Here is a 25,846-nt window from a genome sequence, read left to right on the forward strand (position 1 = left end):
AAAGGTAGGCCTTTAAACAATATTTAGGCACCGTTCGGATGTCTATCTTTTTTTACCAGTTTTAGTTTGGAACGGACAGGAGCAGCCGGGGTCTGCCCCGGACTAATGGCTTTGGCATTTGACTGCCGGCCGATACTAATTAATAGACCAACTGCCGCACAGTTGATAATCAGGGAAGTTCCGCCGAAGCTGATAAAGGGAAGCGGTACGCCAGTGACCGGGAAAATACCGGATACCATGGCAATATTGCCTACTGCCTGTCCTACCAGCAGGGTTGTCACACCGGCTGCCAGCATAAAACCATAGCCGTCAGGAGCACGCCGGGCAATCTGTAATCCATACCAGGCAATAGCGCCGAACAGCATTAAAACCAGGCCCGCCCCGATAAAGCCCATTTCCTGGCACAATACGGCAAAAGCAAAGTCGGTATGAGCTTCCGGCAAGTAGTGAAATTTGCTTGCACCCATTCCCAGCCCCGAACCAAACAAACCGCCGGAGCCAATCGCCAGGAGTGATTGTACGGTCTGATAGCCAGATGTCTGCTGATAGGCCCAGGGGTCAATCCAGGCCAAAATCCGCTCGGCCCGGTAAGCTGCCGCATATACTAGATAAATAGTCATGGTAGCAGCTGCAAGGCCTAAGAAAGTAAGTTCCTGCCGGGAGATACCTGCCAAGACATACAATACCAGGCCCAAGCCGACAATCACGGCAGCAGTACCCATATCAGGCTGTTTAAGCACCAGCACGCCCATAACCAATGTAACACCTAGCGGCCAGGAGTACAGGGATACCGGTAATCCCCGGTCAAGCCGAGCCCCCAGATAAGCGGCAGTAATGACGATGGTTGTAAGCTTGGCTATCTCGGAAGGCTGAAACTGAAAACTGCCAAGCTTAAGCCAGCGTCTGGCACCGTTGGCATACTCCCCGCCAAAATGAACAGCCAGCAGTAAGCCAATGGCCGCAAGTATCGCTACAATCAGCCAGCCACGGTTTAGTTTGCGGTAGTCAATTACGGCGACTATAATCATAGCCACAAAACCGATGCCAAAAGACAGCAAATGCCGGGTAACAAAAAAGTAGCCGTCCTGAAATAACTGTCCCCCCAGCACAAAGCTGGCGCTAAACACATTCACCGTGCCAACCAGGAATAATATCCCGGCAATAAAGAATATCGCTTCAGCCGGACTAACCCATAGTTTGGGAAACCTTCGAATCTTTTTTTCTCGCACCTACAGGCACTCCCTTCAAAAACACGTTAACCAAACAGCCATTACTCCATATTATATAGTAAGACTCCGCTGAATGAGGTTGCATCCGCTTAAGTCTCCTGCTAACAAGACGGGAACTGTAAGAATTCATAAAACACGGATAAAATGAGGTGATCGCATGGGGTAACACCATATAAGCTGCTGGCTGTTGATGCTAGTACCCACTCCGTAATTTTCGTGGATGGCCCCAGCGGGGAAATCCTGGCTGAACTGGCCTTTTCCCCTGAATTAAGTCCCACTGAACTTACTGTAACTGCCGATTATACAAAAGCTTACCTGCCCTGTGCCAATACCAGCGGAAAAAACGAAATATTGGCAGTTAACTTGATCAGCCGGACACTCTATAGCCTGCCAATGACAATCCCTTACCCGGCCCAGTTTATCTTAGCTGAACCCAGACAAACCTCTGCCTACCTTGCCGAAGCCTGCGGTACACTGCACCGCTTTGATCTGACAGCTATGTCCAGTCAGGCCCTCGGAGCACCGGCGGTTAAGGCAAGCTGCGTGGGCTTGGCAGCTGATGCTGAGAAAATCTATGCTGCCTGGGAACATCATGCCGGCGGCACGATTATGGAACTGGACACCGCGGGCAATATCACCTGGCAACATGACATTGCCGGCATTCCAACAAATGTTATTTTAGCCGGCAGCTACCTGATTGTACCATTTACCAACACAGCTTTTACCGGTGAAGGTGTGGCTTTGTTTAACTTAAGTAAAAAACGCCGCACACCGTTGGTAGTGACTATTCAGTGCCCCGGCTGCCCCAGCAGTCTCGCAGCCTATCCCTGCCATGCCGCCGTGGCAGCCGATAATCAGACTGCATATATTGTCAACGAAGACGGAGCGTCAATTTTTGTTATTGACCTGAGCACCGCCCGGATTATTGACCGTCTAGCTATCGGGAGATCTTTGTCCCGTTTGTACCTGCTCCCTGACACTGACCAGGCAATTGGTACCAGCAACTTATTTGCTGATCTAAGCCTGATCGATTTAGCCAGCGGACAGCTGTTGGCAGTGACAAATACGCAGCGGCAACTTATGTCAAGTATTGCTGTCCTCCCCTAATATTTCGCTACATATAGGCTAAACCCCTCCCATAGACCGGGAGGGGTTATTTTCAGTGTGTTATATCTTTAGTTTTCCTAACTGGCGCGGCCAGTTCTCTCCCCATTTATACTTGCCTTTTTTACTGCTTTTGTCCGTTTTCGGCAAATCATTGGCTTTACTCTGCTTCTCTAGCTCTAAATCCGGCAAAAATTCGGTTTTAATCTGGTGTTTAGCTTTCGTTTCACTACTGACATCTGCGGCCAGACTCACCTTTTCCTCGATCGATTTTCCAGCGGCGGCAATATGCTCACGCTCATTTTCAGGTGAATAATCCAGTTCAATATCATCGATAGTACCTTCTTCTTCAGCAGCATGATCCCGTTCTACAAACTCATTAACTTTTGGACAACCGGCTCCTTCGTTGCTTGCGCCAGTATCACTTGCCTCTTCTTCAACAAGGCTGCCAAATTTGGTATGATTCTTATATTTCACATCAGGACACTCTTTTTCTATTTTGATTACGCCTTTATCCATCATAGCCAGTATCAGGAGGAAATGATCGGTTTCGCGGCGGACATGGTCGGCTAAAACTGCCGGAATGGTACTAAGCAGCCTATTAGTAACAATCATGTCATAAGTTGCCTGCTCAAAGTCCCGTAGGCGAATAGTTGCCGAACGGCTATCTTGCAGGAAGCGATTGAACGCAGGCAATTCAGCAGACTTATGCTCAAAAAAGCTCACATAGTTCCAGCCCTGCATTGTCAAGTCGTCAAATTCGGTTTGATAGCCCCGGACAACCTCAAGCAGGCTAATCTCCGACGGGTCCAGCCTGCTGCCGATAAATTTTGTATGTTCAGCCATAATTCTCAGCCAGAAATCAGCTTCAAGCGCTCTGACAACAGCTAATTTCTTACCAGCCCGAATCTTCTCTAACAGAGCCATAAAATATTCGGCTTCGCGAATTATATGGTCAAAAAAGAGTGGCGGTAACGCGCTGCCCAGCTTATTGGTCAGTGATAAGCCAAGCAAAAGGGTTTTATACTTAATAAATTCTTTAAGCGACGCCATAGTGTCGGTAATAAGCTCAGCAAATTTTTTCTCGATCTGCGGTTTTTCAGCCCGCCCACGCAAAGCCTTAAACTCCCGTTCAAAACTACTGGCTTCTTCAATCAAATCGGGCTTATCAAAGGGCAGACCGGTCTTTATGAACAGAGCATGATCTTCCATGATATGCAGCCAAAACTTGACTTCTTCAATATCAAGTGGCGGCACTGGCTGAACATTGCCTGTACCAGACGAGCGACGCGGCATAGCAACACACTCCCAACAAAACGGATTTTAGTGTATTGTATGCCGCGTATGGCTGTAATGTGTTCAGTTAGTGTCTGTATCAGTCCTTAAAAGTAGCGATACAGCGGCAAATAGGCAGCCCGAGCAAGCTGAACCGGGCTTCGTACTCGGTCATAATATTTTCGGCAAAACCACTATTATGAAGATCATAGGTTATTTGATCAAGTGCAACCCCAAACTGGCTAAACTGCTCCAAGGAAAAATCGAACAGCGGCCTGTTATCGGTTTTAAACCATACCTGTCCGCCGGGCTTTAAGACAATACGGTATTTTTCCAAAAAACCGGCATGGGTGAGGCGGCGTTTGGCGTGACGGTTTTTGGGCCAGGGGTCGCAGAAATTAATATACAGCCGGTCAATTTCTCCTGGTGCAAAAACAGTCAGCAGATCATTCACATTAAACACCAGGAGACGTACATTCTCTAATTCTTTTTCCCGGGTCTTGCGGGCAGCATCATATAAGACATCCCTTTGCGCCTCAATACCAATAAAATTAATTATATTCTGATACCGCTCGGCCATGCCGGTAATAAAATTGCCTCTGCCGGTCCCCAGTTCGGCATGGAGCGGCAAAGAATTGCCAAACAAGGCCGCCCAGTTACCCTTAAGTCTTTCACCGGGAGTTTGCAAAACGATATCCGGGAATGCGGTTAACGCCTCGGCAACCCAGGGTTTCTTTCTCAGTCGCAAACGTGCTCCTCCTTATTCCTTATCCAAGCCGTACTTTTTTAAATAGCGATACAGTGTAACCCGGCTGACATCAAGCATATTAGCCAGCCGGCTAATATTGCCCCCGGCAGCTTTCCAGGCTTCAACAAAGGCTTCTTTATCTTCCTTCCAGGCTTTGCTTAAGCGCTGCTCGCCAGGCATGGTAATCTCATTAGCGGAAATGGTATCCCCTGTTGTCCGGAAAAAAGCCTGCTCGATTACTCCCTGCAGTTGTTTTATATTGCCAGGCCAGTCATAACCCATAATCACCTCGGCAACCTCAGGCGCCAACTGCTTGACAGGCAATCCATGCAGAGCCGCCAGCTCCTCGATAATGTGTGCGGCCAAGCCAGGTACATCATCCCGCCGCATCCTTAATGGCGGAACCCGTACGACAGACCGGGAAATAAGTTCGTATAACCCCGCAAAAAACACGCCTTTTTCGACCAAGCGTTTAAGATCAGTATCACAAGCGGCGATAACCCTGACATCAATAGGCCGCTGCACACTTTCCCCGGACCGTGATAATCTTCCTTCTTTGAGGGTCTCTGCCAGCTTGTCCTGCAAAACTGCAGAAAGCTTCTCAATCTCATCGAGAAACAGAGTGCCCCCGCTGGCCAATTCTAATTTGCCCGGACGGCCCTCAGCCTCGTTCCCGCCCCGTCCGAATAATTCCACTTCCAGGATTTCCGGCGGCATATCACCGCATTTTACAGCAATCAAAGGGCCGGCGGCCCGGGAACTGGCCTGGTGAATCCCGTGCGCTAACCGCTGCTTACCGGTCCCGGATTCACCTTGCAGTAAAAAGTGATAGTCATTTCTAGCCGTACGGCTGGCCTTATCCTTCATCGTAGTAAATACCTGGCTGTCGCCGACCATGCTGGACAAACTGTAGCGGGCCGTGTAACCGGCCGTATGGGCAACCAGGGTACGCAAATCTTCAATAGGCAAGGAAACTGCCACAATGCTCTCTACCTCACCGTCATCGCCGGCAAGTGGCACCACAGTAGTGATATCCTCATAAGTTTTGCGGGGGGTTATCCAAGTGACCTCCCGATTATAGGAAGGAACCCCCAAAAACCCTTTATAAATGGGGGTGTGCCGGTAGTTTAAAAGAACATCGCTCAGGTTTGGTCCTTCATTTTTATCTTCTGTCCCGGGTGGCACAATGCCCAGCAGCCGGCTGTTACCAAGCTTATTGGCATATGCTACCTCACCACCGGGCCAAATGTGATATACAGCAAGCGGTACCGCATCTAAAATAGTATTCTTGGCATTTAAACTGGCTACCATGGCCAAATGCTGTTCCATCGCATACTTAATGCTGAGCACCATGGCCACCATTGCGCTATACGGCAGTTCCTCCTGCTGGATAGAAACCACTGTAATAACAAATTTCACTTGATTATCTACAATGATGGGGGCAGAGCAGGCGTCGCCATTCTGGCAGTCTTTAATCCACATTTCAGGGCCAAACATGAGAAACGGAACCTTGCTGCGGAAGGCAATACCAATACTCGATGTGCCAATATCCTCTTCCTGCATGCGGGCCCCCTCAAGCTCACCGGCAGTTTTCTGATAAAATGGCATGGCATAATTTTTCAGGACGTACAGGTCCTGATCCATTAGTAACATACTTAGGTTATAGCTGGTAAAATGCTCTTTAATCTCATCATATAAGCCATCCAGGAAGTTAATGGCCGTAGTATACCGTTCACGGCGTTTGCTCAGTTCCTCTCTTGACAGCTTAATAGTAAGATGGAATACATCGCGTCCCACCCCCAGGTCTTGGCTGCGCTGCCAGGACTCCCCGATCCAGGGATGGACGTTAGGGTCGACAATACCGTCGTTAATAAATTTATTGTAATATAGTTCAAGTTTTGCTTTATTGCGACGTTCACGAATCATTATATACCTCCAATATATGGCTTATTAATGTCCAATAAAAAACTGACAATGACAAAAGTACCTTTATTATTGGACTTCATCTAAAATAATATCACATAAATGTGACATTTCCATTCTATTCTTTCCATCTTAAACCACTTAAACACATTTTTATAACAACAATCTGGGCGTAATAAACAAAACAAACGTAAGGCGGGGTTTTATCCCCGCCTGATGCCAGCTGTGGTTTACGTACGGTAAGTGTTGAGGTCTTCGCTGAAGTGCTGAATAACAGTCTTAAACTCGGTAATTTTCCCCATCATATCCTGCAGCTTTTCGTTATACACATGCACCGAGGCACTGACCTCCTCACTGGCAGCTGAGTTTTCTTCAGAAATAGCCGCCAGCGATTCAATCTTACTATATACCTGATTAAGCCCTGTCATCTCCCGTTCCAGTTTCGTGATCATATCAACAATATTAACCGCTACAGTATCAATATAGCCGACGTTTTCAGCACTGCCTGTCACAACAGCATTCAACTGCCTGCTTTCAGAAGCAAGGATATCGAATTCCGCCTCAATCATTTGCACAACGTGGTCAATAATATTCATTAACACCTTTAAATCGTTAGAGATGCTTTCAGAGTGATGGTGCGACTGTTCAGCCAACTTCCGGACTTCTTCAGCTACAACCGCAAAACCGCGCCCCTGCTCGCCAGCCCGGGCCGCCTCAATGGCGGCATTAAGCGCCAGCAGGTTTGTTTGTCCGGCAATGGCCGCCACCATGCCGGTAATTTCATTAATTTTTGTTGCTTGTGCCTGCAGGTGCTCGGCGGAGCGTTTTACTTCGGAGAACTTATCAAGGCTATGCTCTAACTTGGCTGTTGAAGCCTGCACTTCTGCAAAACCTTTATTTATTTCCTCTACCGCTGCCTCTAACTGCTCTTTATTCCGGCTTTGTTCAGTTACCACCGTACTCAGTGTTTCCAGATTGCCATTCAGAATACCTACAGCACTTGCGGTTTCCATAGCCTGATTAGTAGCAGCAGTAGCGACATCATGTACTACCCCTGATATTTCGTCTGAGGTTTCCTTCATCCGCCCGGCCAAAGAGTTAAAGTCATCGCCATACTTGTTCATTTCATCCGTAATCCCTTTAAAGCCAATAAACTCACTCTTAACCCGTTGCTTATAGCGGGCCAGCATTTGCATGATTTCTTCAAACTCATCACTGGATTCCAGTGTAAGCTCCGTAAAGTACTTTCGATCGTGAATGCCGGCTATCGCCTCCCGTACTGCTGCGAACGGTTTAAGCAGCAGCGCGGCTGCCGCACCGGCCACCGCACCGTGTACAAGGGCTGTCCATAATGGTACAGGTACATTTACTGCCGCCAATAATCCATCTGCCAGTAGTGAAAACACAGTAACAACGATCCCGATTTTAGCTGGAATACTCTTAATCATGCCAAAAGCCAGCAATTTATTAAACCGGTAAACAATAGTATGGGTGATCGGCTTGGGGAAGGTAATAACCAGTTTGAGCTGCTCGGAAGCAGACTCCATTACCTCAGTCTGGATCTCTTCTTTAAAATAATCAGCAGCTCCAGCCAGTAGGCCTTTCATATAGCCAAACATACCCCGGTGGGAACGATAACTCAAAACCGCCTCATATTCTGACACCGGAGTAATCAAAAGCTCTGGCGGCTTGGCACCGGGTATCCGTTTTACCATAACTACATGAACATCATACATGGATCGCAGGAAGGAATACAGGCTCTCCTGCCGGAAAAAAGCCGGGTAAGACTCAGCAAATGTCAGCACATTATCCTTGCCGATAGCAAGCCAGACTTCATCCTGGCTTTTACCTGTCCGCTCAGCTAGATAGGCAACAAATGCTTTCGGTTTAGCATCATCAACCTCTTCTGTCGGCATAAACATTTTATCAGGCGGCCAGCCAACATGCCTCATTGCGTCAGTGGTTAAGGCATCACCCCAGATTTTCCGGGCCGTATTGACCCAGGTGCCAACTACCGTTCCCTTCATAAATCACCACTCCGTATTATAAAAATTGCTTTTTTTGCTGATGAGAAGCATTCCATAATATTACTACTCTGTATTCTCGCTTCAGCCAAAAATCCCTCTATTATTTATCTTCTTTGCCCTTTTTTCCCTGTTGAAGCAAAAGCCAGCCACGCAGCCCATCAATGTATCAAAAACCAGGCACAGCACCCAGAGCGAAGCTGAGATCAATTCCTGGTCAATTCACCTAAATTACCAACTCTGAAATATTGCAATTATACGGAGCCTTATTACTTAAATTTAGATGCCAGCAAAAGGTAAGCCCTACCTCGATTTTTTGCAGAACTTTTATTATGCTGCCGCCTGCTTCGGGTTAAACTAACAGCACAACCTAAATAGGAGGTGATATTGTTGGCCAATAATGAAAATACCAGCATTTACAGTTTTTGGAATGGGAAAAATCTAAAAGGCACCAATGAATACTTTGACCACATCAGCAGCGGTGAAAATTGTACTGAATTCAAATGCGTGGAGGGAACGGAAACAGTCTGCGCCGATGAGCTGTAACTAAAACAAAAAATCCACGCCAACACTGGGTGGATTTTTTATTTCCAACTAACGGCCGCCAAGCAATGAGGTTGTGATAATCACCGGTTCCAGTGCCTGAAAACGTGTACTTTCCAACGCCTGCAACTCACCTGTTAATTTAATGAGCTCTTCCTTCAATACTATTTTCGTATAGCCAAACTCCTCAAGCCGATGCACTGCCGCATCCAGCTCATTAATTTTATCGACATATTCTTGATGGGCTCTAACAATTTCCAGGCCTGTTTTAATTTTCATACTGCGCATCACCATTATAATTGAATTGTAGTTATTCAGTATCCAACAAAGGTTGCCGGGCAGAATGATCACGCGAGTCAGCCCCATAGCAGGAGAATCGCTAAGCTTCTGTCTAAACATTATTGGGATACACTTATATCATGTCCCAAATAAATCCAGTTCACTCATAAACAGTAAAAACTACCAATATTTATCAGGTGCGGTTATGAGGGAGGAAAATAAAATTAGGGGCTTTGGCTTCACCTGCGTTACCTGCGCCTGCTATTTCCTGGGAAAACACTTCCTTAAAGCCAGCATCATATTGTGCTTGCTTGAGGCCACTGTCGTGGGTATCACGCTGGCTGCGGTTATTTAATTCAGAACGCTGCCCAGCTATAATTTTGGGTATCATATAACCGCCCCCTTATCTAAGTAATGCCTCTTGTCCTTGTTATCGTACCATTCATTTATATTCTTAAATTTCCGGCTTTTTTATTGGTTTTTCATCCAATTCTTACTGTGAGTTGCGCGTTTATCCCTTGGTTAAACTATCGAATGAGGAGGTGGTAAATATGTTTCACAAAAAGAAACGCAGGTCGATGCTCGGCATGGATATGGACATGGATATGGATGTAGCCTCGGTGCTTAAAGCGGTGGCTGTCGGCGCAGTTATTTACCAGGCTGCCAAATTCATGATTCACGAAATGACTGAAGACTAAAAACCCCTCCCCCCATTTTTCACAGGAGGAGGTGATATTATGTCTAAAAAACAAGAGCTGTGTAATAAAAACTGCCAAAGCAGCAAAGCTAACGTAGAGTTCGGCAAAGAAATTTGCCCGGATGCCAAAGAAAACAAAAAGCAGGAAAAAAATTGCAAATAATATAGATCAGGGTGGACCTTGCTCCACCCTGTTTTATTTTTTAAAAATTTATTTTAATGGTGGTATATTTATCCAAAATTGGGAATACTGAAATTGGAGGTGAGTGGAATGGGCTTTAAGGATCTACCAGGCGGTACAAGTGCCAAGCAGGGCCAATCCGCCGCTGATAAGACCACAGCTCAGCAAGCTCCGGCTGCTAGCGATACCCTTCAAAAACAAGAATCTCTTACCAACACCAAATCTTCCCAATAACCCCCTTTTGTAATAATAGAGCGGCTGGAGCCGCTCTATTATTATTTTACAAATCATTGTACCCGGCCAATCCTTATATATCCTGCTGCCAGTATTTCATTGAAACTGAAACTTTGGAGAAACTATAAATAAGCTTTAACCAAAGGAGGGATTGGATGAAAAAACTTATTCCGGGCATGTTTTCCAGTGTAACCGATGCCGAATTAATTTTGGCCACCACCGGCTATAGCGACGATGCACCTGAAAACGAAACAGATAAGTTTAGTGACAATGCCGGTGACAACAGTCTGTCCCGCGCCGAAATCAATTCCTCGATAAGCTCTACAGCAACTGCCAATGAAGCATCTTACCGCAAGGCCATGGAAGAAGGATTTGAGGATTCTTTACAATAATACTAGTAAAAAATCCCTGCAGGCATCAGCCCTACAGGGATTTTTTCAGCAGCAAACTTTTCCGGGAAATAATTTCTTGATAAACACTAATAATTTCCGGATTGACTTTTTCTAACTCAGCGGGAGATAATTGGGACAATTTATACCGATCCTCCATCATCGCCAGCAACTGGCTCAGCCGTTTTACATCGTCCTCAGCCAACGCCATTTGTTCCCGGTACCAATTCATTCCGCACATACCTTAGCCCCCTTTCTTTTTATTCGGGAAAACAAGCCGCGGCCGCTAAGCCGAAGCCTCAGTTTCCCGAGCCTCAGTTTTAACATCGCAACCTTCAAAAATCCGTTCACGGCACCGCAGGCAGCAATTGGTGTCGGCATGCCGCAAAGCATAAGTAATTGCGTGTTCCGTATGCACAAAAAACCGCTCTTTGCCAATTCTTTCAGCAAGTCCGGTCATCTGCAAAATTTTTTCCGGTTGCTCATTAAGACCGGAAATCAGCACCATGATCCCGCGTTTTTGCAAGCTCTCCACAATAGTACGCAGATGGTCCTCACCCGTCAGATCGATAAAAGGTACCTTACTAAGACGAAGAATAACAATGCTGGGACTATACTGAATAGTATCCATAATGCTCTGGGAGAACATCTGGGCTGCACCGAAGAAAAGCGGGCCTTCAATACTGAAAATGCTGATCTGAGGGCAATCATGGGTATCCATCCGTGACTGGGCCGCTACCTTAGTTAAATGGTTTTCCGGATTAGGCAGCACTTTAGTCACAACCAGAATATCGCTCATTCTTTTCACAAAGATCACCATAGCGAGCAATAGTCCCACCTCGACGGCTACTGTCAGATTTGCCAGCACCGTAAGCAGAAAAGTAACTACAAGCACACTGGTACTATTAGACCTGGTTTTTAAAATAGCCCAAAAAGCATGATGTTCACTCATATTATAAGCGACCAGCATCAGTACCGGCGCCATGCTGGCCAGGGGAATATTCCCGGCGTAAGGGGCCAGGACAAGGAGGATCGCCAATACGAACAAGGCCGATATTACAACCGAATAGCGGGTGACTGCCCCGCTCTTAATATTGGTGGCAGTCCGGGCAATAGCGCCGGTAGCCGGGATACCGCCAAACAGTGGTGTTACTATGTTGGCAATCCCCTGCCCAATCAACTCCCTGTTGCTATTATGACGTGTTCCGGTCATGCCGTCGGCCACAACAGCCGAAAGCAAGGATTCAATCGCCCCCAGCATTGCGATAGTAAAGGCCGGCCGGGCAAGCTGTTCCAGCCTATCAACAGTAATAGCAGGCAGCGCAAAATGCGGCAGCCCGCCCGGAATCCCCCCGAAGGCGGTCGCAATCGTAGTTACCTGCCCCGGATACATAAGCGTTGCCAGGGCCGTTGAGGCTAATAAGCCAACAAGCGAACCAGGAACTCTGGGCAGAAAGCGCGGGGTTAGTAAGATAAAAGCCAGGCAGACAATCGCCGTTACGATACTATACGGATTAAGTGTGTCAAGATGAAGCAGAATCTCCCGTATGCTGTCAATAAAGCCTTCATGGCCTTGTATCCCTGTCAAACCAAGGAAATTTGCGATTTGGCCTGTAAAAATATTAATCGCAATCCCGGCCGTAAACCCGACAGTAACCGGCCGGGGGATAAACTTTATGAGCGTACCCATTTTTAGCAGGCCCATAATAATTAAAATTATGCCTGCCAGCAGGCCGGCAAGCAATAGATTTTCGTACCCATGGACCAGTACAATAGAAAGCAATATAGGTATAAATGCGCCTGTTGGCCCTGTAACCTGATAGCGGCTCCCGCCAAACAGGGAAGCCAGTACGGCAGCAATAATTGTTGTGTAGATCCCATATTCGGGCTTTACCCCGGCAGCAATCGCAAAAGCCATTGCCAGCGGCAGCGAGATGACACCGACCGTAAGCCCCGCCATTAAATCTTTTTGAAAATGCCTGGAACAGTAGCGTTTTAGTGGTACTTTTAGAGGACGTAGCATGTAATATTCCCTTCTACAAAAGTGTAACAAATTAATTATAAACCTTTGTTTATATTATGTAAATTTCACCAGCTGTCATATTAGTAGATTGAGGTGGAATAAACCTCGTTTTCCGGTGTTAGCAGGCAATAGCCAACTCAGGCAACGAAATAAATACGCAAGGGCTATTTTTGAATGAAACTTCAAAATTACTAGCAGAATTGTTTTTAATCCCGGTTGGCAGGACTCTGGGCACTGATAAAGAATGGGTAAGTATTGGTATCGTTTAAAACCGGAAAAATGAGGAGGGGTTTTATGTTTGCACTTAATTTTATATCGCCTCATAATGAAAAATTGTTAATAGCCCGGCAAAAAAGCGCTACTATTCGTTTAGGGGATATAAGGGATATGTATTCTCAAAATTCTATTGTCTGGATTACATTTGGCAACAAATACGGCCCCAAAAGGAAATTATATGAAGCAATGATCGACAAGGCTCATACGAAAAAATTATGCGATTTAACGACCCAGGAACTGATTCATCAAAACCCGGCTATCTCGACTGTGGAGGAACTAATCCGCACCTTTGAAGAAATATACGAAAAACAGATTCATATCGACGATACTGTTACTGTAATTCACTTTACCGAAATAGTGAGAGAATAGGACGCGCATAGATTATTAGCAACCAGGTGCGGGGAATACTATACACACGGAGGTGAATACATGGGTAAAATTTCTGCTAAGACCAGCTATAAAAATATGAAGACAGCAGCAAAAAGTTCCCAGTTTTTTATTGATAAACAGGCAGTCAAGAATCTAAGAATAAAGCAACAAAACAAACGCATTAGCGACACTTAACTGCATAAAGTATCCAGACCTGCCTACGGTTCACTTAGGCAGGTTTTTCTTTGCTGGCATGAGGATAATTTAATAGTACGTTCTTATGTACACACATCCAGCGCCTTAATCATAGAATGTATCATAACCCCAAAAATATTTAAGGAGGACTATTATGGATGGATTTGGGTTTACGTCTATAAGCGGCACTCGCAGCATGGTTCATGAATTATGCAATGAAATCGGGCTCAATATGGTTATATTCTTATCTGATGGCACCACTTATTATGGCCTGCTTCAGCGTGTTGAGGACGGACGTTTTGCTAGGTTAGCCCCCGCTGGAGGACAACAGAATGTTGTTGTTATTCCCCCTAATGGTTTAGCCTATTTGGAGGACTTTACCCTAATTGACCTGTGTACTATTGTCGCTAAATCTGTGAATGCAAATACGTTTCCCTTTGGCGATATCGACATTGCGGGAGGAGGAGAAATAAATGACTGAAGAAGACCGCAGCAAAGGTTCATTTATCAGCCAGTTATGTTTCTACCAGGGGCAAGCCGGTGTAAATATTAGAACATGGGGTGGCTTTCAATTCACCTGTGGCCGACTGATGGATATTGACGACTGTTTGGCAACCCTAACAGATGTTGCTGTTGTCCTCCCTGGTTCGGAAGAATGTTTCCAATTAAACTTTGTTACAGTTAACCTTTCACTATTAACTTCCTTTGGTATTTCAGACCGCGAAAATTGCCCTGATTGCGATTACTGCTAGCTATATTTATCCTATCCATTAGCCCATTGCAAAACGACATGCGAACAAGCAGGAATCCCGCTTAAAACAACAGTTTTTAGGCGGGGTTTCCTGCTTTCCGCGCTGGAAAAACTACAGTCTGAACTCACAGCTTTACTAACCGGCAGAAAGACAGTCCTTACAAAAAAATTACCCAGAAGCATTCCGGCCCCGGGCATCAAGTTGTTTATAATAGGGATATTTTATATAAATAGAAAAGCGGTGCCTTTCTATAATTTTAATATATTTATATCTGAATTATAACTGCCTATTTTTATAATTTTATTAGAAAAGTATGGCACAGTAAAAAGACGGGAGTATGGAAGTCAGCCATGTTAAAAATTGTCACCGCCTTCCGCATAAAGCTAATTATTTCACAATATTGAAAATATTTTGGCTTAATCATAGCTGACTTTATCGGTGCCACATTTTGCAGGTGTACTCACTGAACCATTATTTTTGAATATATATATAATATAAATAATAAATTACAACTTAATGTGCAGTATCTTGCCTGAAGGGGGATTTTAATTACATGGACAATGATGAGGAAAACGTACGCTTATTTTTGCATTCTCTAAAGACACTAATAGGTATCTATGATGAGGAAAGTGGTGAATCTGTCCCAATAGAAAAGCTTAAGTCGCTCTTAGATCACTATGGGTTATATAACTAAAAAGCGGACGGATGTTTATAAATCCCATAAACGCCCTGCTCTGGCTGCAGGTTCTATTTCAGCCTGGCCAATGTCATCATAGCTGTTGCTGATCCGAAGTTGTGGAAAAATTATTTTCTTGGTTCTCGTTAAATTAGATATGGATGATCTCCTACCCGCTTAAAGCGCCGCCCATCGCTGGACGGCGCTTATTCTTATGCCAGTATCACTGTTATAACAGAATCATCTTGTGCGTCGAAAATATCTACAGCCGTATTATTAGCTACAATAGCATACCGGCCTTCAGCCACAGGATTACCATTAATCAAGATAACATCCACAGCGTCAAAGGACAACCCTTCCGGCAATGCATATACCCCTGATTCGTCAGCGCGGATTAGTTCAATTATCTTACCCATTTCATACCTCCTTGATATTATGTTACTTTATTATATGCACTTACTATTTTGCTGGTACCATATGGCTTACCTTGAATACAGTAACTTAACTCACTTACCGAGGGTGCTGACAATACTGCAAAACAGAATTAATAACCGGGCAGGCAGGAAGTTTGGCGTGCTATATACGACTGCACCTTATTAACAGGTGTGGTATAATTAGATAAAATAATTAATTAACAAGACAAAGGGGCCATTACAATGGAAAACAGATATCCCATTGCGATCCTGAACGGTGCTATTATTACTGCAGACGGAGAATATTCCTGTTATACGATCAGTTTAGAAGCAGCCAAAAAGCTGATTCAGGGCGCACCCGGTATTATTTCCGCAGTAGGACACCAAGCAACTGCAGAAATACTTACCGACCTTTTAGGCACAAATGTAGTTATGAATCGGATTAACTTCCGCCAGCAAGCCGGCCAGCAGGCACTGGTGTTTAAGCTTAACAGCCGCCCCCCTGAGGGAATCATCCTCTCCCGTGATGAAATTGAGGCATTTGGGTACCAATTTCAGCTGCTAGCAAGGCATTCCTGACCGCTACCGCCAAGGTGGCAGTTTTTTCTGCCAACTACGGACTATTTTATATATAGCAGATATTTCCGTCAAAGTATTTGCCGCCGATCTCCAGACAGTCTGTGTACTGCCACATATAGCCTTTAATACTGTCATTCCGGCCCCATTGGGCATTCCAGACGGCGCAACCAATACTACGCCAGTCAATGTAATTCTCAAGCCACCAATAGGAGGCGTAAATGCCGCAGTCAAGGCCAATATTATCAATAAATGCTTTACATATGGCTGTTATCTCCGCCGGGTCAAAAGAAAAACCATTACGCTCTTTGTATCCGTCTGCGTCCTCCATGTCGAAAAACACCGGCATTTCCAACAGTACACCGCAACTGCCAATAACTTCCCGGCAGTTGGCTGCTTCCTCAATAGCATCTTCAACACGCAGAGCATAAGAATAGTGGTAGGCCCCTACTTTCAGGCCGGCCGCTTTTGCACCGGCGGCGTTTTGAGTAAACATCTTATCTTGTGATTGCAGGCCATATGAACTGCGAACAATCGCAAACTCAATCCCGGCAGCCGCTACCCCCTGCCAGTCGATTGCACCATTATGGTAAGATACATCGATGCCTTTTATCATTGTAACCCTCCCAGCTTTGCCCGTATAACGGGTCAAGACTTTGTATCCCTCATCGCTATGAGTCTCTATTATAGTTATACGCCGGATAGGGCCATGATGCTTATAAAAATACCAGCCACCTGAAACTTGCATAGCTGCGGCAGCCGGCTTGCAGTACAGCACTAAAGGCTGTTCGCGACCCTACGCACTAATTGCCATTGCCCTAAAACCAGGGTGCGTCGTAATCAATTCAGGTGCAACTTTTTACCCACCTCCGGGGACAATTTGGGGACAAAAAGTAAAAAGGCCTTGCGGGAGATACCCTCAAGGCCTTAATTTTACTGGAGCCGATAGCAGGATTCGAACCTGTGACCCTCTCATTACGAATGAGATGCTCTACCAGCTGAGCTATACCGGCAAATTAACATTATTATTTTATCTTACTCCTGTAATAATGTCAAGATCCGGGTAAGAATCAGTTTTTATTCTGTACTGGGTGGCGACCAGCTCATCTCCCTAATTTGGTTGATCAGACTTCCCAAGCCGCTTCCGTCGCTAAACAGGTCGGCGACAATACGGCCATCAAGCTTGCGATTATCAATCATACCGCGCATAATCTTTTCAATCTCCAATACGCTAAGCGGCCCGCGATAAGGTCGGTTTTCACTTAAGGCGACAAAAACATCGGCCACACTGACCATCCTGGCACCTAATCGCAATGACTCTGCCGGTACACGAAAAGGGTAACCCGAACCATCCAACGTCTCGTGGTGAAAAGCAGCCCATTCGGCTACTATAGAAAACCCGTCAATTTGTTCAAGTATTCGATAAGTATAATAGGGGTGCTGCTTGATTATGGCGAACTCGCGCTCAGTAAGCTTCCCCGGTTTTTCCAGATACTCATTGGGTATCGATAATTTACCTAAATCATGAAACAAACCAGCGATTTTCATCAACTTAACTTCCTCGGAACTATAGCCTTTAGCCTTTGCCAGGAATGCCGATACCATGGCTACACTCCGGGAGTGCATACCCGTAAACCGGCTGGTCCGGTCAATGATCGTTGCGAAAATCTCACCAATGTTAACAATATCGTCAATATTGAATACCATACGGCCATATGCATCTATCTGCCGGAAAAAATTTTGATAATAATGGGGGTTAGTTAAATCCAGCCAAAAACTCTCCTGCCGCGCAAATTCGTGCAATGCCTTCACTAAGTTAGGGTCAAAATAACTGCCACTCAAGTCTCTAATTGCTGATAAAAGATCTGGCCGCTGCTCAAAAATGCAAATTTTGTCCCGAATCAAGATCTCTAAACGGTCTGCTAAATTAATTATCCTGCTGGTGATGGGAATGTCCTGACCGGCAAGACCATACGGACTAGAGCCATCCCACATATCATGGTGGTGGCGAATGGCTTCAGCCAGCATACTAAACTGGGGGGACTCCTTGAGCAACTGATAGCCGGCTTCAGCATGCTGATAAATATCATCGCCAACTTTAAACATATGTAGTTTCTTTTTTTCCGACCAGTTAGAGGCAGCGCCAATATCATGGAGTAACGCGGCATATACCAGTATCTGACGCTGCGAATCAGCTAAATTAATCTGCTCGGCAATACGATTGGCAATAAGTGCCGTCCGCCAATGGTGGCGAGATAAGCCATCTGTTGATAATTCCAAAGCGATAGATAAAGCACTGACTAAATTACTAGGGTGGACACTAAACAACATACTCTCCGCTCCCTATTATGAACCAAACTCAGCTACAAAACACCGGCGTCCACACAGAACCATAGTAACCGCTGCGAGTTACATATGAGCCTGCCGGTCAAACAGTTCTGCCTGCTTAGCCGCGTTAAACCGGTCTTCAGTACTCAGATAACCGGTAATACGGCGTACCCGCCTGATGGGTGAACGCTCAACCGCTTTGACAACAATCTCCTCACCCTCAACCATTAACTGTACCCCTGCCAGCACCTTGCCTTTCCGATTCCACAGCCGGATTTCTTCCTGAACAATAGACCGAATTTCTTCCTCAGTAATGCCAGCTTCGGTTATCACTTTAATTCCGTCAATAATCATTGCTATTCCTCCTAAAATAAGAATTATCTTAATAATAAACATTACCAATTAACAATCAATAAAACTTAGGCCCCTAATCAACGCCATTCCCCCTGGGGATTAACCCGGCCGAATTGCACTAAGAGCTGCAAATTATTCCATAAATACACATAAACACACGCAGATGCCCCATCAGTCAAACTGACCTTGCGGATAACCCGTTCATACAAGTTATCTTCACACCCCGGGCCATAGTAATCTTCAATCGCATCAAGCATCTGCAAGGCCCGTTCTACATCATTTAATTCAAAAACTTCGCCGATAACCTTCCCCTTGCCGTCTATTGCCCCAGGATATCCGAACGGCAAATCATATAAAATTCCCTGTAGCACGGCACCTTGAATATGGTTACAGAAGGGAAGAATCTTGGGATGATTACAAAAACCTTGTTTTAAGGTTCCATAAACAAAAATTTTATTTAGCACTTCGCTAACTCCTGTTTTAACTGCCGAAATAAAAAAACAGATCCTGTTGAATCTGATTTCCTTAGGAGTCCGACGACGCGCCCCTTAGCTTGGGCAGCTAAGGCTCTGCCGGTGAGCCGTACCCGCATGCTATAAGACTAGATTCTAGATTCTTAAATATGTTCTGTTGTATTTCAGCAGCTGACTGCAGGGAAGCTATTATTCCACCGCTAATTTATATTATAGCATACTTCTGAATGACTTTTTATTTTTCTATAATATTATTCCAGGTTAGGTTATGATAAGCTATTCACTGAGCGTGCTCGCGTTGATTTGTACTAATCGCTTTGTCACTCAGTTAAACCCTAGAATAGGTTCTGTTTTCCGCAAAAGAAAAAACTAGATAAATCTAATGATTTACCTAGTTTTAATCCCCTCGGCAGCCATTGATCCAAAGGGCTTTTCTGGAGCGGACGACGAGATTCGAACTCGCGACCCTTAGCTTGGGAAGCTAATGCTCTACCAGCTGAGCTACACCCGCACATTATCAATACTGTAGATTACAATGATAAGCTGACAATAAACTTAAGATTTGAACCTATATCATTATATCATAGCAACAATGGCAGAGCAAGAGGTATTAATTGGACCCCGGGTTCGTAATCGGAACCCGGGGTCATGCTTTTTACAACCGCACAATACCATTGGGGCCCAGACGATGATATTCTACGGCCTCTTGGTCAGTCATTTCGCTAAAATCTTTGTAGTAACTGCCAACAGACTTAAATACATCCCTTTCATCCACACAAATTACAGTAATCTTTTCCTGACGCAATCTGTTTGTTACATCATTAGGTGCAACCGGAACCGCCACCGTTACGCTGGCAGGGTTCCATTTCTGCAGCCATTTAACAGCCGCTTGCATAGTGTAGCCAGTAGCAACGCCATCATCGACAACAATAATATCCTGGCCCTTTATCTCGTGATTTTTTACAATCCTATCCTCATAAATTTTACCTCTTTGCTCAAACACCTTGCGTGCTGCGGCTACCAACTGGTCAAAACTGTCCTGCTTTACACCAATGCCACTAACATATTGATTGTCATGAATAAGGCTGCCATCAGGCATTATCGCGCCGATAGCCACCTCGGGATTAAGCGGATGACCTATTTTTTTCGCGATAAGTATCCCCAGCTTAGCCTGCAGCTTAGCAGCAATTGGCGATGCTACAGCAATGCCGCCGCGGGGGACTGCCAAAATATAGGGATTCTTCAGCTTATGGCCCGCTAATTTTTCTGCCAAAATTTGTCCGGCATGGTTACGATCATCAAACATATAGCTTACCCTCCTAGCATTCAGATATATATATAGAATTTGTGGCAGCGATAATTTTAATGCAAAAAAAGTACTATGGCTAAAAACTATTTAGCCATAGTACTTTTGGTGCCTCAGGGCAGAATCGAACTGCCGACACGAGGATTTTCAGTCCTCTGCTCTACCGACTGAGCTACCGAGGCGTATTAAATTAGCATGAGTAAATATAGGATGTTCTTCGCTACCCCTCAGAACTAAGCGCTTCACACCAATCAGCCTTCGCCTCTCGGCTCGCCTTCTTGGGTTCACTGCTTATGGCGACCCTGAACGGATTTGAACCGTCGATCTCCGCCGTGACAGGGCGGCATGTTAGACCGCTACACCACAGGGCCGCTTTCACTAACAAAAATAATTATATATTACACCCGTATATTAGTCAAGCAGCTATACATAAGTAATTGTCGATAAAGAGTATAAAATGCTCCCGCAGTGTATTCAGTAAATTCGAAAAATAATTCACAAAGTCGACTATGGGAAAAAGGGGAATCATGACCTACGACGAATACTCTTTTGTAGATTATACAGGAGGGGCCTATGACAGTTTTTACTCTGCTGGAATCAATAAGCGCTTTGTCTTTTATTGCAATGACGGCATATCTTACAGGACGCAGCCGCTTTATTATGCGTTGCACCAGGTATCCCTTCCATGCCCCGAGTCAGCTGCCGCTTATCATACTATTTTCCTTCCTGGCGATAACAGGCAGCTATAGCGCCTTGCCCTGGGGTGAGCCGCTTATAACCACCCGCTTAATTGCCTTACTGTTATCCGGTATCGCCGGCGGCCCTTTCACAGGCTTGAGTGTTGGCATTATCTGCAGTTCGTATATGCTCTTTACTGAAATGGCGGCACCGGCCTCAGCTATCTATATTATTTTTGTGGGAACACTCTCCGGGCTTTTGCGACTCCAGTCAGGGCTGCATCAGATAACGCCGCTCACAGGGGCAAGTATGGCGCTGGTTGCAGAATTATGCCAACTTGCTATATATATACTATTTGCAGCAGCCGAAGTATCACTTGCCGCTTTTATCATAGAATCGGCTATCCCTACAATGATTGTCAGTGTTGCCGGTGTATGGATTTTTTTGTTCATTGTTAACTGGATCGAAGCAGAGCAGGATATTTACGGAGCCAGGGCAGCTCAATTGTCACTAAATATCGCCAGCCGAACCCTTCCCTATCTCCGGCTTGGTTTTAATACCCATTCCGCAACAGTTACTGCCCGGATTATTTATGAACTCACCAAAGTAGATGCGGTTTCCATTACCGGCCGGTATAAGCGCCTGGCCTTCGTTGGCCAGGGCGCCGAGCACCACAAACCAGGAGAACCGATTATATCTGCAGCTGTTAAAGAAGCCATCACCAACAAAGTGATGAAAGTAATTAACGCGCCTGCGGACCGGGGCTGCCCTGTTTTGCACTGTCCTCTGCAGGCCGGGGTTGTAGTGCCTTTATTTACAGGCAGCAAGGTCGTTGGCACAATCGAGCTCGCCCGGGTTAACAACGAAACTGTCTCCGAGCTGGATATCCGCATTGCTAACGGCATTGCCAATTTATTGTCAGTGCAAATTCAGCTGGCCGAAATTGATGAACAGCGAAAAATGCGGGAAAAAGCTGAATTAAAAGTCCTTAGAGCTCAGATCAGTCCCCATTTTCTTTTTAATACAATTAATATTATAATGTCCTTCTGCCGTACCGACCCCGACAAGGCCCGTAGTTTATTAGGCAGTTTGGCAACTTTAATGCACCGTGCTTATTCCAATCAGGAGGACTTTCTTACGCTGCAGGATGAACTCACTGCTGTTAATGCCTATCTTGAAATCGCAAGATCACGTTTTGGTGACAGGTTAGATGTTGCGGTTCATGTTGAGGATGCCGCCAGCAGCGCCCTGGTACCTGCGCTTTCACTTCAACCCTTAGTGGAGAACGCCCTAAATCATGGCTTATTCCCCAAGCTAGGCCAATGCTTACTCGCAATTGAGGCTTCTATTGAAGCAGATTCGCTAATTATTACGGTCACTGATAACGGTGTTGGGATTCCCAGAGAAATACAGACCCAAATCCAGGCAGGCAATTGTGACGGCATTGGTCTGCTAAATGTTCACAAAAGACTGACAAGTCTCTACGGACCGGAGAACGGCCTAACAATAGCCTCCAATCCCCCCTTTGGCACAGAAGTCCGGCTACAGATCCCCGTCACATACCAAATGATATCTAAACAGAAAGTGAGTGGTGCCTCGTGAAGACAAAAGCTGTAATTATTGACGATGAGCAGCCTATTTGTGATGAAATTGAGTATTTGCTTAATCAGCGGGGGGATATCGAGGTATGTGCCAAATTTACAAATTGCGTTGATGCACTCATTCATATTCTGGAAAAAAAACCGGACATTGTCTTTTTAGATGTTATTATACCTGGTATGACCGGCCTGGAGATGGCGCAAAAACTTACCAGTATGACTAAGGTTCCTTATATTGTTTTTATTACCGCCCACACAGAACACGCTATTGAAGCCTTTTCCACTCCTGCTGTCGGTTATGTCACTAAGCCTATTACAGAAGAAAAATTAGCAAACGTTTTGGTGAAAATACGCAATCTCTCTGCCAAGACAGCAAGCGAGCGTGGAACTCAAATTGCCAAAGTCTGTGTATTATCAGGCGGTAAAATTGTTCCTGTAAATAAAAAAGACATCGTCTTTATTTATGTAAAAGAAAAGGATGTCTTTGTCCGCACCCGCAATATTGAGTTCTCGGCTATGCTGACCTTACAGGAGTTTGATAACCTATTGACCGAACCTAATTTTCTGCGCATACACCGCCAGTATATCATAAACCTGGATGAAATATTGGAGATCACGCCATGGTTTCACGGTTCCTATCTGCTGCGCATGAATGACCTAAATAAACAAGAAGTTCCCGTCAGCCGCACCCGGGTAAAGCATCTTAAGATTGCGCTTGGCCTCAAGTAAATAAAATACGGGAGGTTTACTAAGTCATTGAGTTTAAAAACAAGACTTACAGTATTTTTTGTTGGTGCAGCCCTGATTGTTTCCCTCGCGGTAGGCATTGTCATTATCCGCGACATGCAGCTTCAAATTGAAGTTGCAATCTCCGAGAAAGCCAGATCAGACCTGGCCACTGCACTTGAAATTGCTGATTATATGCGCCCGGGTCCATGGCATATAGAAAATGGCGAACTATACAAAGGCCGGCTGCGGATCAATGATGATAATGAATTAGTAGATAAAATTGGCCGTTTAACAGATGACACTGTCACTATCTTTTTAAATGATACCCGGGTCGCCACCAACATTATCAGGGATGGCAGCCGGGTTACAGGTACACAGGCGGCTGATTATGTTACCCAAACCGTACTGGGCGGGGGAATGTATACCGGCGAGGCCGAGGTTATTGGCCTTAAATATCAGACATGCTACGCGCCAATCAAAAATGATGCCGGCCAGGTTATCGGCATGTTTTATATCGGTGTATCAAAGAACCTTGCCGACCAGCTTAAACACAGCTTTACTGCAGTTACTGTCTTATCTACCCGCATTGCTTTGTTATTCGCCCTGGCCGCCACATGCTTCATCTCAGTCGATGCTTGGTCTACCGCCTCCGTCAACCGGACCAGCCCTCGCTGGACAACCCCGCATCAGCACAAAGAAGAGACGCCTCCTTAGCCAAGGTGGCGTCTCTTCTTTGTGAACAAAGGCGTCAAACTTACTATGCGGTTTTACTATTCTCAATTTTTTCTTTCGGAGGAGCGGCCAGTACCGGTAAAATGATTGCCACAGCCAAGGCAAGAGACGTAATAATAAGCGCCTCGCTATAATTGCCTGATGACTGCCGGATCTTTGCAAACAACATTGGGCCCATGATTCCTGCGGCGCCCCAGGCCGTTAACATCCAGCCGTAAATACGGCCAACATATTTTGTGCCGAAAACATCTGCTGCATAAGCAGGCATGGTAGCAAAGCCACCGCCATAACAGGCATAAATATAGGAACAAATAATAATAAACATAGTCATATCTTTCGTATTGGCTAAGAAATAAAAAGCCGCTGCTTGTGTGCCAAACAGGATAAGAAATACAATACGGCGGCCAATTTTGTCAGAGGCGGAAGCCCAAAACAGCCGGCCTAATCCATTAACTATTGCAAATATCCCGAGGATGGCCCCTGCCTGCATTGCTTTTTCCGCAGCGCTCATCGAGCCGGGCATAAGATCCTGAGCCATCGGTGAAGCCTGGGAAATAAGAGCAATACCAGCAGTAATATTGAGGAACAGCATCGCCCACAAAAGATAGAAATACTTGGAACTAACAGCCTCGCCCAAAGTCATACCGGCTGCGGCCGCCTTACCGGTCGGAGATATCCAGCCGGCAGGAACATAGCCTGGCGGTGGTTCAACCATAAGCTGAGCAGCGGCTGTAACCGCTACCAAAAAGATTGCACCAAAAATATAAAATGTCATAGCAGTGCCCATACTGGCTATCATTCCCGGTGACAGTACAGTAAGCATAAGCGACCCTAGACCAAAGCCCATTACAGCCAAACCGGTAATGAGTCCTCTTTTGTCCGGGAACCACTTAACCAACGTGGCAATCGGGGTAATATAGCCAAAGCCCAGACCTAGTCCACAGATAAGGCCATAGCCCAGATAGATTACCGCCAGCGATCCGATCTGGTCGCCATAGCCGGTGATAAGAGTACCAAGACCAAAGAGAACTCCACCGATAGTAGCAACAATACGTGCCCCTTTTGTATCAAGAATATAACCACCGGCAGCACTGGAGATGGCCAGGCAACCGATAGCAATCGTAAAGGTTAACGTCACATCAGCATTACTCCAGTTGTGCGCAGCCATTAACGGTTTAGTAAAGACGCTCCAGCCATATACAGTACCTAAGCAGATCTGCATTACTATTCCCGCTAATGCAATCAACCAGCGGTTAGGGTAGCTTTTTCCCTCCATGCGAGAACACTCCTTCCTATTGATGTCCTGATGTATAGTTCATGCATCAGCGGGGAGTTAATATTTACTAAATATTCCTACTATTCATCAGGCAGTCCCTCCGGCGCCAAAGGAACCTGTCTGCCCCTGTGAAATCATGAACTATATCCTCATTATAGCCTGCGGCCTCTGTCGCTTCCACAATGCTTTACTGAACCGCAAAATATACTTACCCAAATGCCATATTTAGATACTGAAGCGTCCGATTTATTATTTAATATTCTGAACCTTTCGGCCATAAGAAAACCACGGCTTGCGCCGGGCCTTTGGCGAAAACTCAAGCCGAGGTTGCCCTTATCCAGGGAAGGTTGACCTTTCTATCAGGATAAGAAAAGACTTGGCTTACGCCAAGTCCCTTAGGGTTAGCGTCGCACTTACAGCCACAGTACTTATTTATAAATCCCAGCCTGAAAAATACCATTATTCA

The 25,846-nt window shown here is 45.5% G+C and carries 30 protein-coding genes and 4 tRNA genes; 14 read left to right on the forward strand and 20 right to left on the reverse strand.

Annotated features, from left to right (window positions below; genetic code table 11):
* Nucleotides 1-23 precede the first annotated feature (23 nt).
* On the reverse strand, nucleotides 24-1,229 hold the full coding sequence (locus tag ACZ481_RS00205) for an FtsW/RodA/SpoVE family cell cycle protein (RefSeq protein ID WP_464768212.1): 1,206 nt from the start codon (nucleotides 1,227-1,229) through the stop codon (nucleotides 24-26).
* Nucleotides 1,230-1,445: 216 nt separating this feature from the next.
* Between ACZ481_RS00205 and ACZ481_RS00210 the strand changes: the two genes are divergently transcribed.
* Entirely contained in the window at nucleotides 1,446-2,336 is an 891-nt protein-coding gene (locus tag ACZ481_RS00210; RefSeq protein WP_464768213.1) for a YncE family protein, read from the forward strand.
* A 60-nt stretch (nucleotides 2,337-2,396) separates the two neighbouring features.
* On the opposite strand, the gene ACZ481_RS00215 is transcribed toward ACZ481_RS00210, so the two are convergent.
* The 4 genes from ACZ481_RS00215 to ACZ481_RS00230 form a co-directional block, all read right to left on the reverse strand.
* On the reverse strand, nucleotides 2,397-3,629 hold the full coding sequence (locus ACZ481_RS00215; RefSeq protein ID WP_464768214.1) for a DUF2935 domain-containing protein: 1,233 nt from the start codon (nucleotides 3,627-3,629) through the stop codon (nucleotides 2,397-2,399).
* Between the two features lie 79 nt (nucleotides 3,630-3,708).
* Nucleotides 3,709-4,356 carry a tRNA (guanosine(46)-N7)-methyltransferase TrmB gene (gene trmB / locus ACZ481_RS00220; protein ID WP_464768215.1) on the reverse strand — a complete coding sequence of 216 codons (648 nt, stop codon included), beginning with the start codon at nucleotides 4,354-4,356 and terminating at the stop codon, nucleotides 3,709-3,711.
* Nucleotides 4,357-4,368: 12 nt separating this feature from the next.
* Entirely contained in the window at nucleotides 4,369-6,282 is a 1,914-nt protein-coding gene (locus tag ACZ481_RS00225) for a sigma-54-dependent Fis family transcriptional regulator (protein WP_464768216.1), read from the reverse strand.
* 227 nt (nucleotides 6,283-6,509) lie between these two features.
* The gene (locus ACZ481_RS00230) at nucleotides 6,510-8,306 is read right to left on the reverse strand and encodes a heme NO-binding domain-containing protein (RefSeq protein ID WP_464768217.1); all 1,797 of its coding nucleotides are present in this window, start codon (nucleotides 8,304-8,306) and stop codon (nucleotides 6,510-6,512) included.
* A gap of 387 nt (nucleotides 8,307-8,693) precedes the next feature.
* Here ACZ481_RS00230 and ACZ481_RS00235 point away from each other — a divergent pair, with 387 nt between their 5' ends.
* Entirely contained in the window at nucleotides 8,694-8,849 is a 156-nt protein-coding gene (locus tag ACZ481_RS00235; protein WP_464768218.1) for a hypothetical protein, read from the forward strand.
* A 48-nt stretch (nucleotides 8,850-8,897) separates the two neighbouring features.
* Here ACZ481_RS00235 and ACZ481_RS00240 read toward each other — a convergent pair whose 3' ends face one another.
* Together ACZ481_RS00240 and ACZ481_RS00245 are read right to left on the reverse strand one after the other, a co-directional pair.
* A complete protein-coding gene (locus ACZ481_RS00240) occupies nucleotides 8,898-9,125 on the reverse strand; it encodes a hypothetical protein (RefSeq protein WP_464768219.1) in 228 nt (75 codons plus the stop codon).
* A 193-nt stretch (nucleotides 9,126-9,318) separates the two neighbouring features.
* Nucleotides 9,319-9,516, reverse strand: coding sequence for a hypothetical protein (locus tag ACZ481_RS00245; RefSeq protein ID WP_464768220.1), 198 nt, complete (start codon nucleotides 9,514-9,516; stop codon nucleotides 9,319-9,321).
* Nucleotides 9,517-9,676: 160 nt separating this feature from the next.
* On the opposite strand from ACZ481_RS00245, the gene ACZ481_RS00250 reads away from it, so the two are divergent.
* From ACZ481_RS00250 to ACZ481_RS00265, 4 genes are all read left to right on the forward strand, one after another.
* The gene (locus ACZ481_RS00250) at nucleotides 9,677-9,823 is read left to right on the forward strand and encodes a hypothetical protein (protein ID WP_464768221.1); all 147 of its coding nucleotides are present in this window, start codon (nucleotides 9,677-9,679) and stop codon (nucleotides 9,821-9,823) included.
* A 39-nt stretch (nucleotides 9,824-9,862) separates the two neighbouring features.
* Nucleotides 9,863-9,985, forward strand: a complete 123-nt coding sequence (locus ACZ481_RS00255; protein ID WP_464768222.1) for a hypothetical protein — start codon at nucleotides 9,863-9,865, stop codon at nucleotides 9,983-9,985.
* Nucleotides 9,986-10,093: 108 nt separating this feature from the next.
* A complete protein-coding gene (locus tag ACZ481_RS00260; RefSeq protein WP_464768223.1) occupies nucleotides 10,094-10,237 on the forward strand; it encodes a hypothetical protein in 144 nt (47 codons plus the stop codon).
* Between the two features lie 155 nt (nucleotides 10,238-10,392).
* Nucleotides 10,393-10,629 (forward strand): hypothetical protein, encoded by a 237-nt coding sequence (locus ACZ481_RS00265; RefSeq protein ID WP_464768224.1) that lies wholly within the window; start codon nucleotides 10,393-10,395, stop codon nucleotides 10,627-10,629.
* 31 nt (nucleotides 10,630-10,660) lie between these two features.
* Here the strand turns inward: ACZ481_RS00265 and ACZ481_RS00270 are convergent, their stop codons facing one another.
* Both ACZ481_RS00270 and ACZ481_RS00275 read right to left on the reverse strand, forming a co-directional pair.
* Entirely contained in the window at nucleotides 10,661-10,867 is a 207-nt protein-coding gene (locus ACZ481_RS00270) for a hypothetical protein (RefSeq protein ID WP_464768225.1), read from the reverse strand.
* 45 nt (nucleotides 10,868-10,912) lie between these two features.
* A complete protein-coding gene (locus ACZ481_RS00275; RefSeq protein WP_464768226.1) occupies nucleotides 10,913-12,649 on the reverse strand; it encodes a SulP family inorganic anion transporter in 1,737 nt (578 codons plus the stop codon).
* A 294-nt stretch (nucleotides 12,650-12,943) separates the two neighbouring features.
* Here ACZ481_RS00275 and ACZ481_RS00280 point away from each other — a divergent pair, with 294 nt between their 5' ends.
* The 4 genes from ACZ481_RS00280 (at nucleotide 12,944) to ACZ481_RS00295 (ending at nucleotide 14,241) form a co-directional block, all read left to right on the forward strand.
* Nucleotides 12,944-13,294 carry an ASCH domain-containing protein gene (locus tag ACZ481_RS00280; protein ID WP_464768227.1) on the forward strand — a complete coding sequence of 117 codons (351 nt, stop codon included), beginning with the start codon at nucleotides 12,944-12,946 and terminating at the stop codon, nucleotides 13,292-13,294.
* A 60-nt stretch (nucleotides 13,295-13,354) separates the two neighbouring features.
* The gene (locus ACZ481_RS00285; protein ID WP_464768228.1) at nucleotides 13,355-13,489 is read left to right on the forward strand and encodes a hypothetical protein; all 135 of its coding nucleotides are present in this window, start codon (nucleotides 13,355-13,357) and stop codon (nucleotides 13,487-13,489) included.
* 154 nt (nucleotides 13,490-13,643) lie between these two features.
* On the forward strand, nucleotides 13,644-13,970 hold the full coding sequence (locus tag ACZ481_RS00290) for a hypothetical protein (protein ID WP_464768229.1): 327 nt from the start codon (nucleotides 13,644-13,646) through the stop codon (nucleotides 13,968-13,970).
* Nucleotides 13,963-14,241 (forward strand): hypothetical protein, encoded by a 279-nt coding sequence (locus tag ACZ481_RS00295; RefSeq protein WP_144352351.1) that lies wholly within the window; start codon nucleotides 13,963-13,965, stop codon nucleotides 14,239-14,241. The genes ACZ481_RS00290 and ACZ481_RS00295 overlap by 8 nt, the downstream gene beginning before the upstream one ends.
* Nucleotides 14,242-15,129: 888 nt before the next feature.
* Here ACZ481_RS00295 and ACZ481_RS00300 read toward each other — a convergent pair.
* A complete protein-coding gene (locus ACZ481_RS00300; protein ID WP_464768230.1) occupies nucleotides 15,130-15,333 on the reverse strand; it encodes a hypothetical protein in 204 nt (67 codons plus the stop codon).
* A gap of 240 nt (nucleotides 15,334-15,573) precedes the next feature.
* On the opposite strand from ACZ481_RS00300, the gene ACZ481_RS00305 reads away from it, so the two are divergent.
* The gene (locus ACZ481_RS00305) at nucleotides 15,574-15,909 is read left to right on the forward strand and encodes a YddF family protein (protein WP_464768231.1); all 336 of its coding nucleotides are present in this window, start codon (nucleotides 15,574-15,576) and stop codon (nucleotides 15,907-15,909) included.
* 46 nt (nucleotides 15,910-15,955) lie between these two features.
* Here ACZ481_RS00305 and ACZ481_RS00310 read toward each other — a convergent pair whose 3' ends face one another.
* The 9 genes from ACZ481_RS00310 to ACZ481_RS00350 form a co-directional block, all read right to left on the reverse strand.
* Nucleotides 15,956-16,522, reverse strand: a complete 567-nt coding sequence (locus ACZ481_RS00310) for a GH25 family lysozyme (protein WP_464768232.1) — start codon at nucleotides 16,520-16,522, stop codon at nucleotides 15,956-15,958.
* A gap of 321 nt (nucleotides 16,523-16,843) precedes the next feature.
* Nucleotides 16,844-16,919 (reverse strand) — tRNA-Thr (locus tag ACZ481_RS00315).
* Between the two features lie 64 nt (nucleotides 16,920-16,983).
* Nucleotides 16,984-18,237 carry an HD domain-containing phosphohydrolase gene (locus tag ACZ481_RS00320; RefSeq protein ID WP_464768233.1) on the reverse strand — a complete coding sequence of 418 codons (1,254 nt, stop codon included), beginning with the start codon at nucleotides 18,235-18,237 and terminating at the stop codon, nucleotides 16,984-16,986.
* Nucleotides 18,238-18,315: 78 nt separating this feature from the next.
* Entirely contained in the window at nucleotides 18,316-18,588 is a 273-nt protein-coding gene (locus ACZ481_RS00325; protein ID WP_464768234.1) for an anaerobic ribonucleoside-triphosphate reductase, read from the reverse strand.
* 77 nt (nucleotides 18,589-18,665) lie between these two features.
* A complete protein-coding gene (locus ACZ481_RS00330) occupies nucleotides 18,666-19,052 on the reverse strand; it encodes a gamma-glutamylcyclotransferase family protein (RefSeq protein WP_464768235.1) in 387 nt (128 codons plus the stop codon).
* Between the two features lie 444 nt (nucleotides 19,053-19,496).
* A tRNA-Gly gene (locus tag ACZ481_RS00335) sits at nucleotides 19,497-19,572 on the reverse strand.
* Between the two features lie 144 nt (nucleotides 19,573-19,716).
* Entirely contained in the window at nucleotides 19,717-20,367 is a 651-nt protein-coding gene (locus tag ACZ481_RS00340; RefSeq protein ID WP_464768236.1) for a phosphoribosyltransferase, read from the reverse strand.
* A gap of 106 nt (nucleotides 20,368-20,473) precedes the next feature.
* Nucleotides 20,474-20,549 (reverse strand) — tRNA-Phe (locus ACZ481_RS00345).
* Nucleotides 20,550-20,661: 112 nt separating this feature from the next.
* Nucleotides 20,662-20,738, reverse strand: a tRNA-Asp gene (locus tag ACZ481_RS00350).
* Nucleotides 20,739-20,940: 202 nt separating this feature from the next.
* On the opposite strand from ACZ481_RS00350, the gene ACZ481_RS00355 reads away from it, so the two are divergent.
* The 3 genes from ACZ481_RS00355 to ACZ481_RS00365 are packed head-to-tail and all read left to right on the forward strand — an operon-like array spanning nucleotide 20,941 to nucleotide 24,086.
* Nucleotides 20,941-22,647 carry a histidine kinase gene (locus ACZ481_RS00355; protein WP_464768237.1) on the forward strand — a complete coding sequence of 569 codons (1,707 nt, stop codon included), beginning with the start codon at nucleotides 20,941-20,943 and terminating at the stop codon, nucleotides 22,645-22,647.
* Nucleotides 22,644-23,372, forward strand: a complete 729-nt coding sequence (locus ACZ481_RS00360) for a LytR/AlgR family response regulator transcription factor (RefSeq protein WP_464768238.1) — start codon at nucleotides 22,644-22,646, stop codon at nucleotides 23,370-23,372. Before ACZ481_RS00355 ends, ACZ481_RS00360 begins: the two co-directional genes overlap by 4 nt.
* Nucleotides 23,373-23,399: 27 nt before the next feature.
* Nucleotides 23,400-24,086 carry a cache domain-containing protein gene (locus tag ACZ481_RS00365; protein ID WP_464768239.1) on the forward strand — a complete coding sequence of 229 codons (687 nt, stop codon included), beginning with the start codon at nucleotides 23,400-23,402 and terminating at the stop codon, nucleotides 24,084-24,086.
* Between the two features lie 43 nt (nucleotides 24,087-24,129).
* On the opposite strand, the gene ACZ481_RS00370 is transcribed toward ACZ481_RS00365, so the two are convergent.
* Entirely contained in the window at nucleotides 24,130-25,380 is a 1,251-nt protein-coding gene (locus tag ACZ481_RS00370) for an L-lactate MFS transporter (RefSeq protein ID WP_464768240.1), read from the reverse strand.
* Nucleotides 25,381-25,846: the final 466 nt, after the last annotated feature.

It is taken from the genome of Sporomusa intestinalis, assembly GCF_055383785.1.

What these genes read in the sequence shown, in the direction of transcription:
- ACZ481_RS00215 (WP_464768214.1), bottom strand. Translation starts at nt 3,629, where the DNA reads ATGCCGCGTCGCTCGTCTGGTACAGGCAATGTTCAGCCAGTGCCGCCA.
- ACZ481_RS00225 (WP_464768216.1), bottom strand. Translation starts at nt 6,282, where the DNA reads ATGATTCGTGAACGTCGCAATAAAGCAAAACTTGAACTATATTACAAT.
- ACZ481_RS00230 (WP_464768217.1), bottom strand. Translation starts at nt 8,306, where the DNA reads ATGAAGGGAACGGTAGTTGGCACCTGGGTCAATACGGCCCGGAAAATC.
- ACZ481_RS00240 (WP_464768219.1), bottom strand. Translation starts at nt 9,125, where the DNA reads ATGAAAATTAAAACAGGCCTGGAAATTGTTAGAGCCCATCAAGAATAT.
- ACZ481_RS00245 (WP_464768220.1), bottom strand. Translation starts at nt 9,516, where the DNA reads ATGATACCCAAAATTATAGCTGGGCAGCGTTCTGAATTAAATAACCGC.
- ACZ481_RS00250 (WP_464768221.1), top strand. Translation starts at nt 9,677, where the DNA reads ATGTTTCACAAAAAGAAACGCAGGTCGATGCTCGGCATGGATATGGAC.
- ACZ481_RS00255 (WP_464768222.1), top strand. Translation starts at nt 9,863, where the DNA reads ATGTCTAAAAAACAAGAGCTGTGTAATAAAAACTGCCAAAGCAGCAAA.
- ACZ481_RS00260 (WP_464768223.1), top strand. Translation starts at nt 10,094, where the DNA reads ATGGGCTTTAAGGATCTACCAGGCGGTACAAGTGCCAAGCAGGGCCAA.
- ACZ481_RS00265 (WP_464768224.1), top strand. Translation starts at nt 10,393, where the DNA reads ATGAAAAAACTTATTCCGGGCATGTTTTCCAGTGTAACCGATGCCGAA.
- ACZ481_RS00270 (WP_464768225.1), bottom strand. Translation starts at nt 10,867, where the DNA reads ATGTGCGGAATGAATTGGTACCGGGAACAAATGGCGTTGGCTGAGGAC.
- ACZ481_RS00275 (WP_464768226.1), bottom strand. Translation starts at nt 12,649, where the DNA reads ATGCTACGTCCTCTAAAAGTACCACTAAAACGCTACTGTTCCAGGCAT.
- ACZ481_RS00280 (WP_464768227.1), top strand. Translation starts at nt 12,944, where the DNA reads ATGTTTGCACTTAATTTTATATCGCCTCATAATGAAAAATTGTTAATA.
- ACZ481_RS00285 (WP_464768228.1), top strand. Translation starts at nt 13,355, where the DNA reads ATGGGTAAAATTTCTGCTAAGACCAGCTATAAAAATATGAAGACAGCA.
- ACZ481_RS00290 (WP_464768229.1), top strand. Translation starts at nt 13,644, where the DNA reads ATGGATGGATTTGGGTTTACGTCTATAAGCGGCACTCGCAGCATGGTT.
- ACZ481_RS00295 (WP_144352351.1), top strand. Translation starts at nt 13,963, where the DNA reads ATGACTGAAGAAGACCGCAGCAAAGGTTCATTTATCAGCCAGTTATGT.
- ACZ481_RS00300 (WP_464768230.1), bottom strand. Translation starts at nt 15,333, where the DNA reads ATGGGTAAGATAATTGAACTAATCCGCGCTGACGAATCAGGGGTATAT.
- ACZ481_RS00305 (WP_464768231.1), top strand. Translation starts at nt 15,574, where the DNA reads ATGGAAAACAGATATCCCATTGCGATCCTGAACGGTGCTATTATTACT.
- ACZ481_RS00310 (WP_464768232.1), bottom strand. Translation starts at nt 16,522, where the DNA reads ATGATAAAAGGCATCGATGTATCTTACCATAATGGTGCAATCGACTGG.
- ACZ481_RS00320 (WP_464768233.1), bottom strand. Translation starts at nt 18,237, where the DNA reads ATGTTGTTTAGTGTCCACCCTAGTAATTTAGTCAGTGCTTTATCTATC.
- ACZ481_RS00325 (WP_464768234.1), bottom strand. Translation starts at nt 18,588, where the DNA reads ATGATTATTGACGGAATTAAAGTGATAACCGAAGCTGGCATTACTGAG.
- ACZ481_RS00340 (WP_464768236.1), bottom strand. Translation starts at nt 20,367, where the DNA reads ATGTTTGATGATCGTAACCATGCCGGACAAATTTTGGCAGAAAAATTA.
- ACZ481_RS00355 (WP_464768237.1), top strand. Translation starts at nt 20,941, where the DNA reads ATGACAGTTTTTACTCTGCTGGAATCAATAAGCGCTTTGTCTTTTATT.
- ACZ481_RS00370 (WP_464768240.1), bottom strand. Translation starts at nt 25,380, where the DNA reads ATGGAGGGAAAAAGCTACCCTAACCGCTGGTTGATTGCATTAGCGGGA.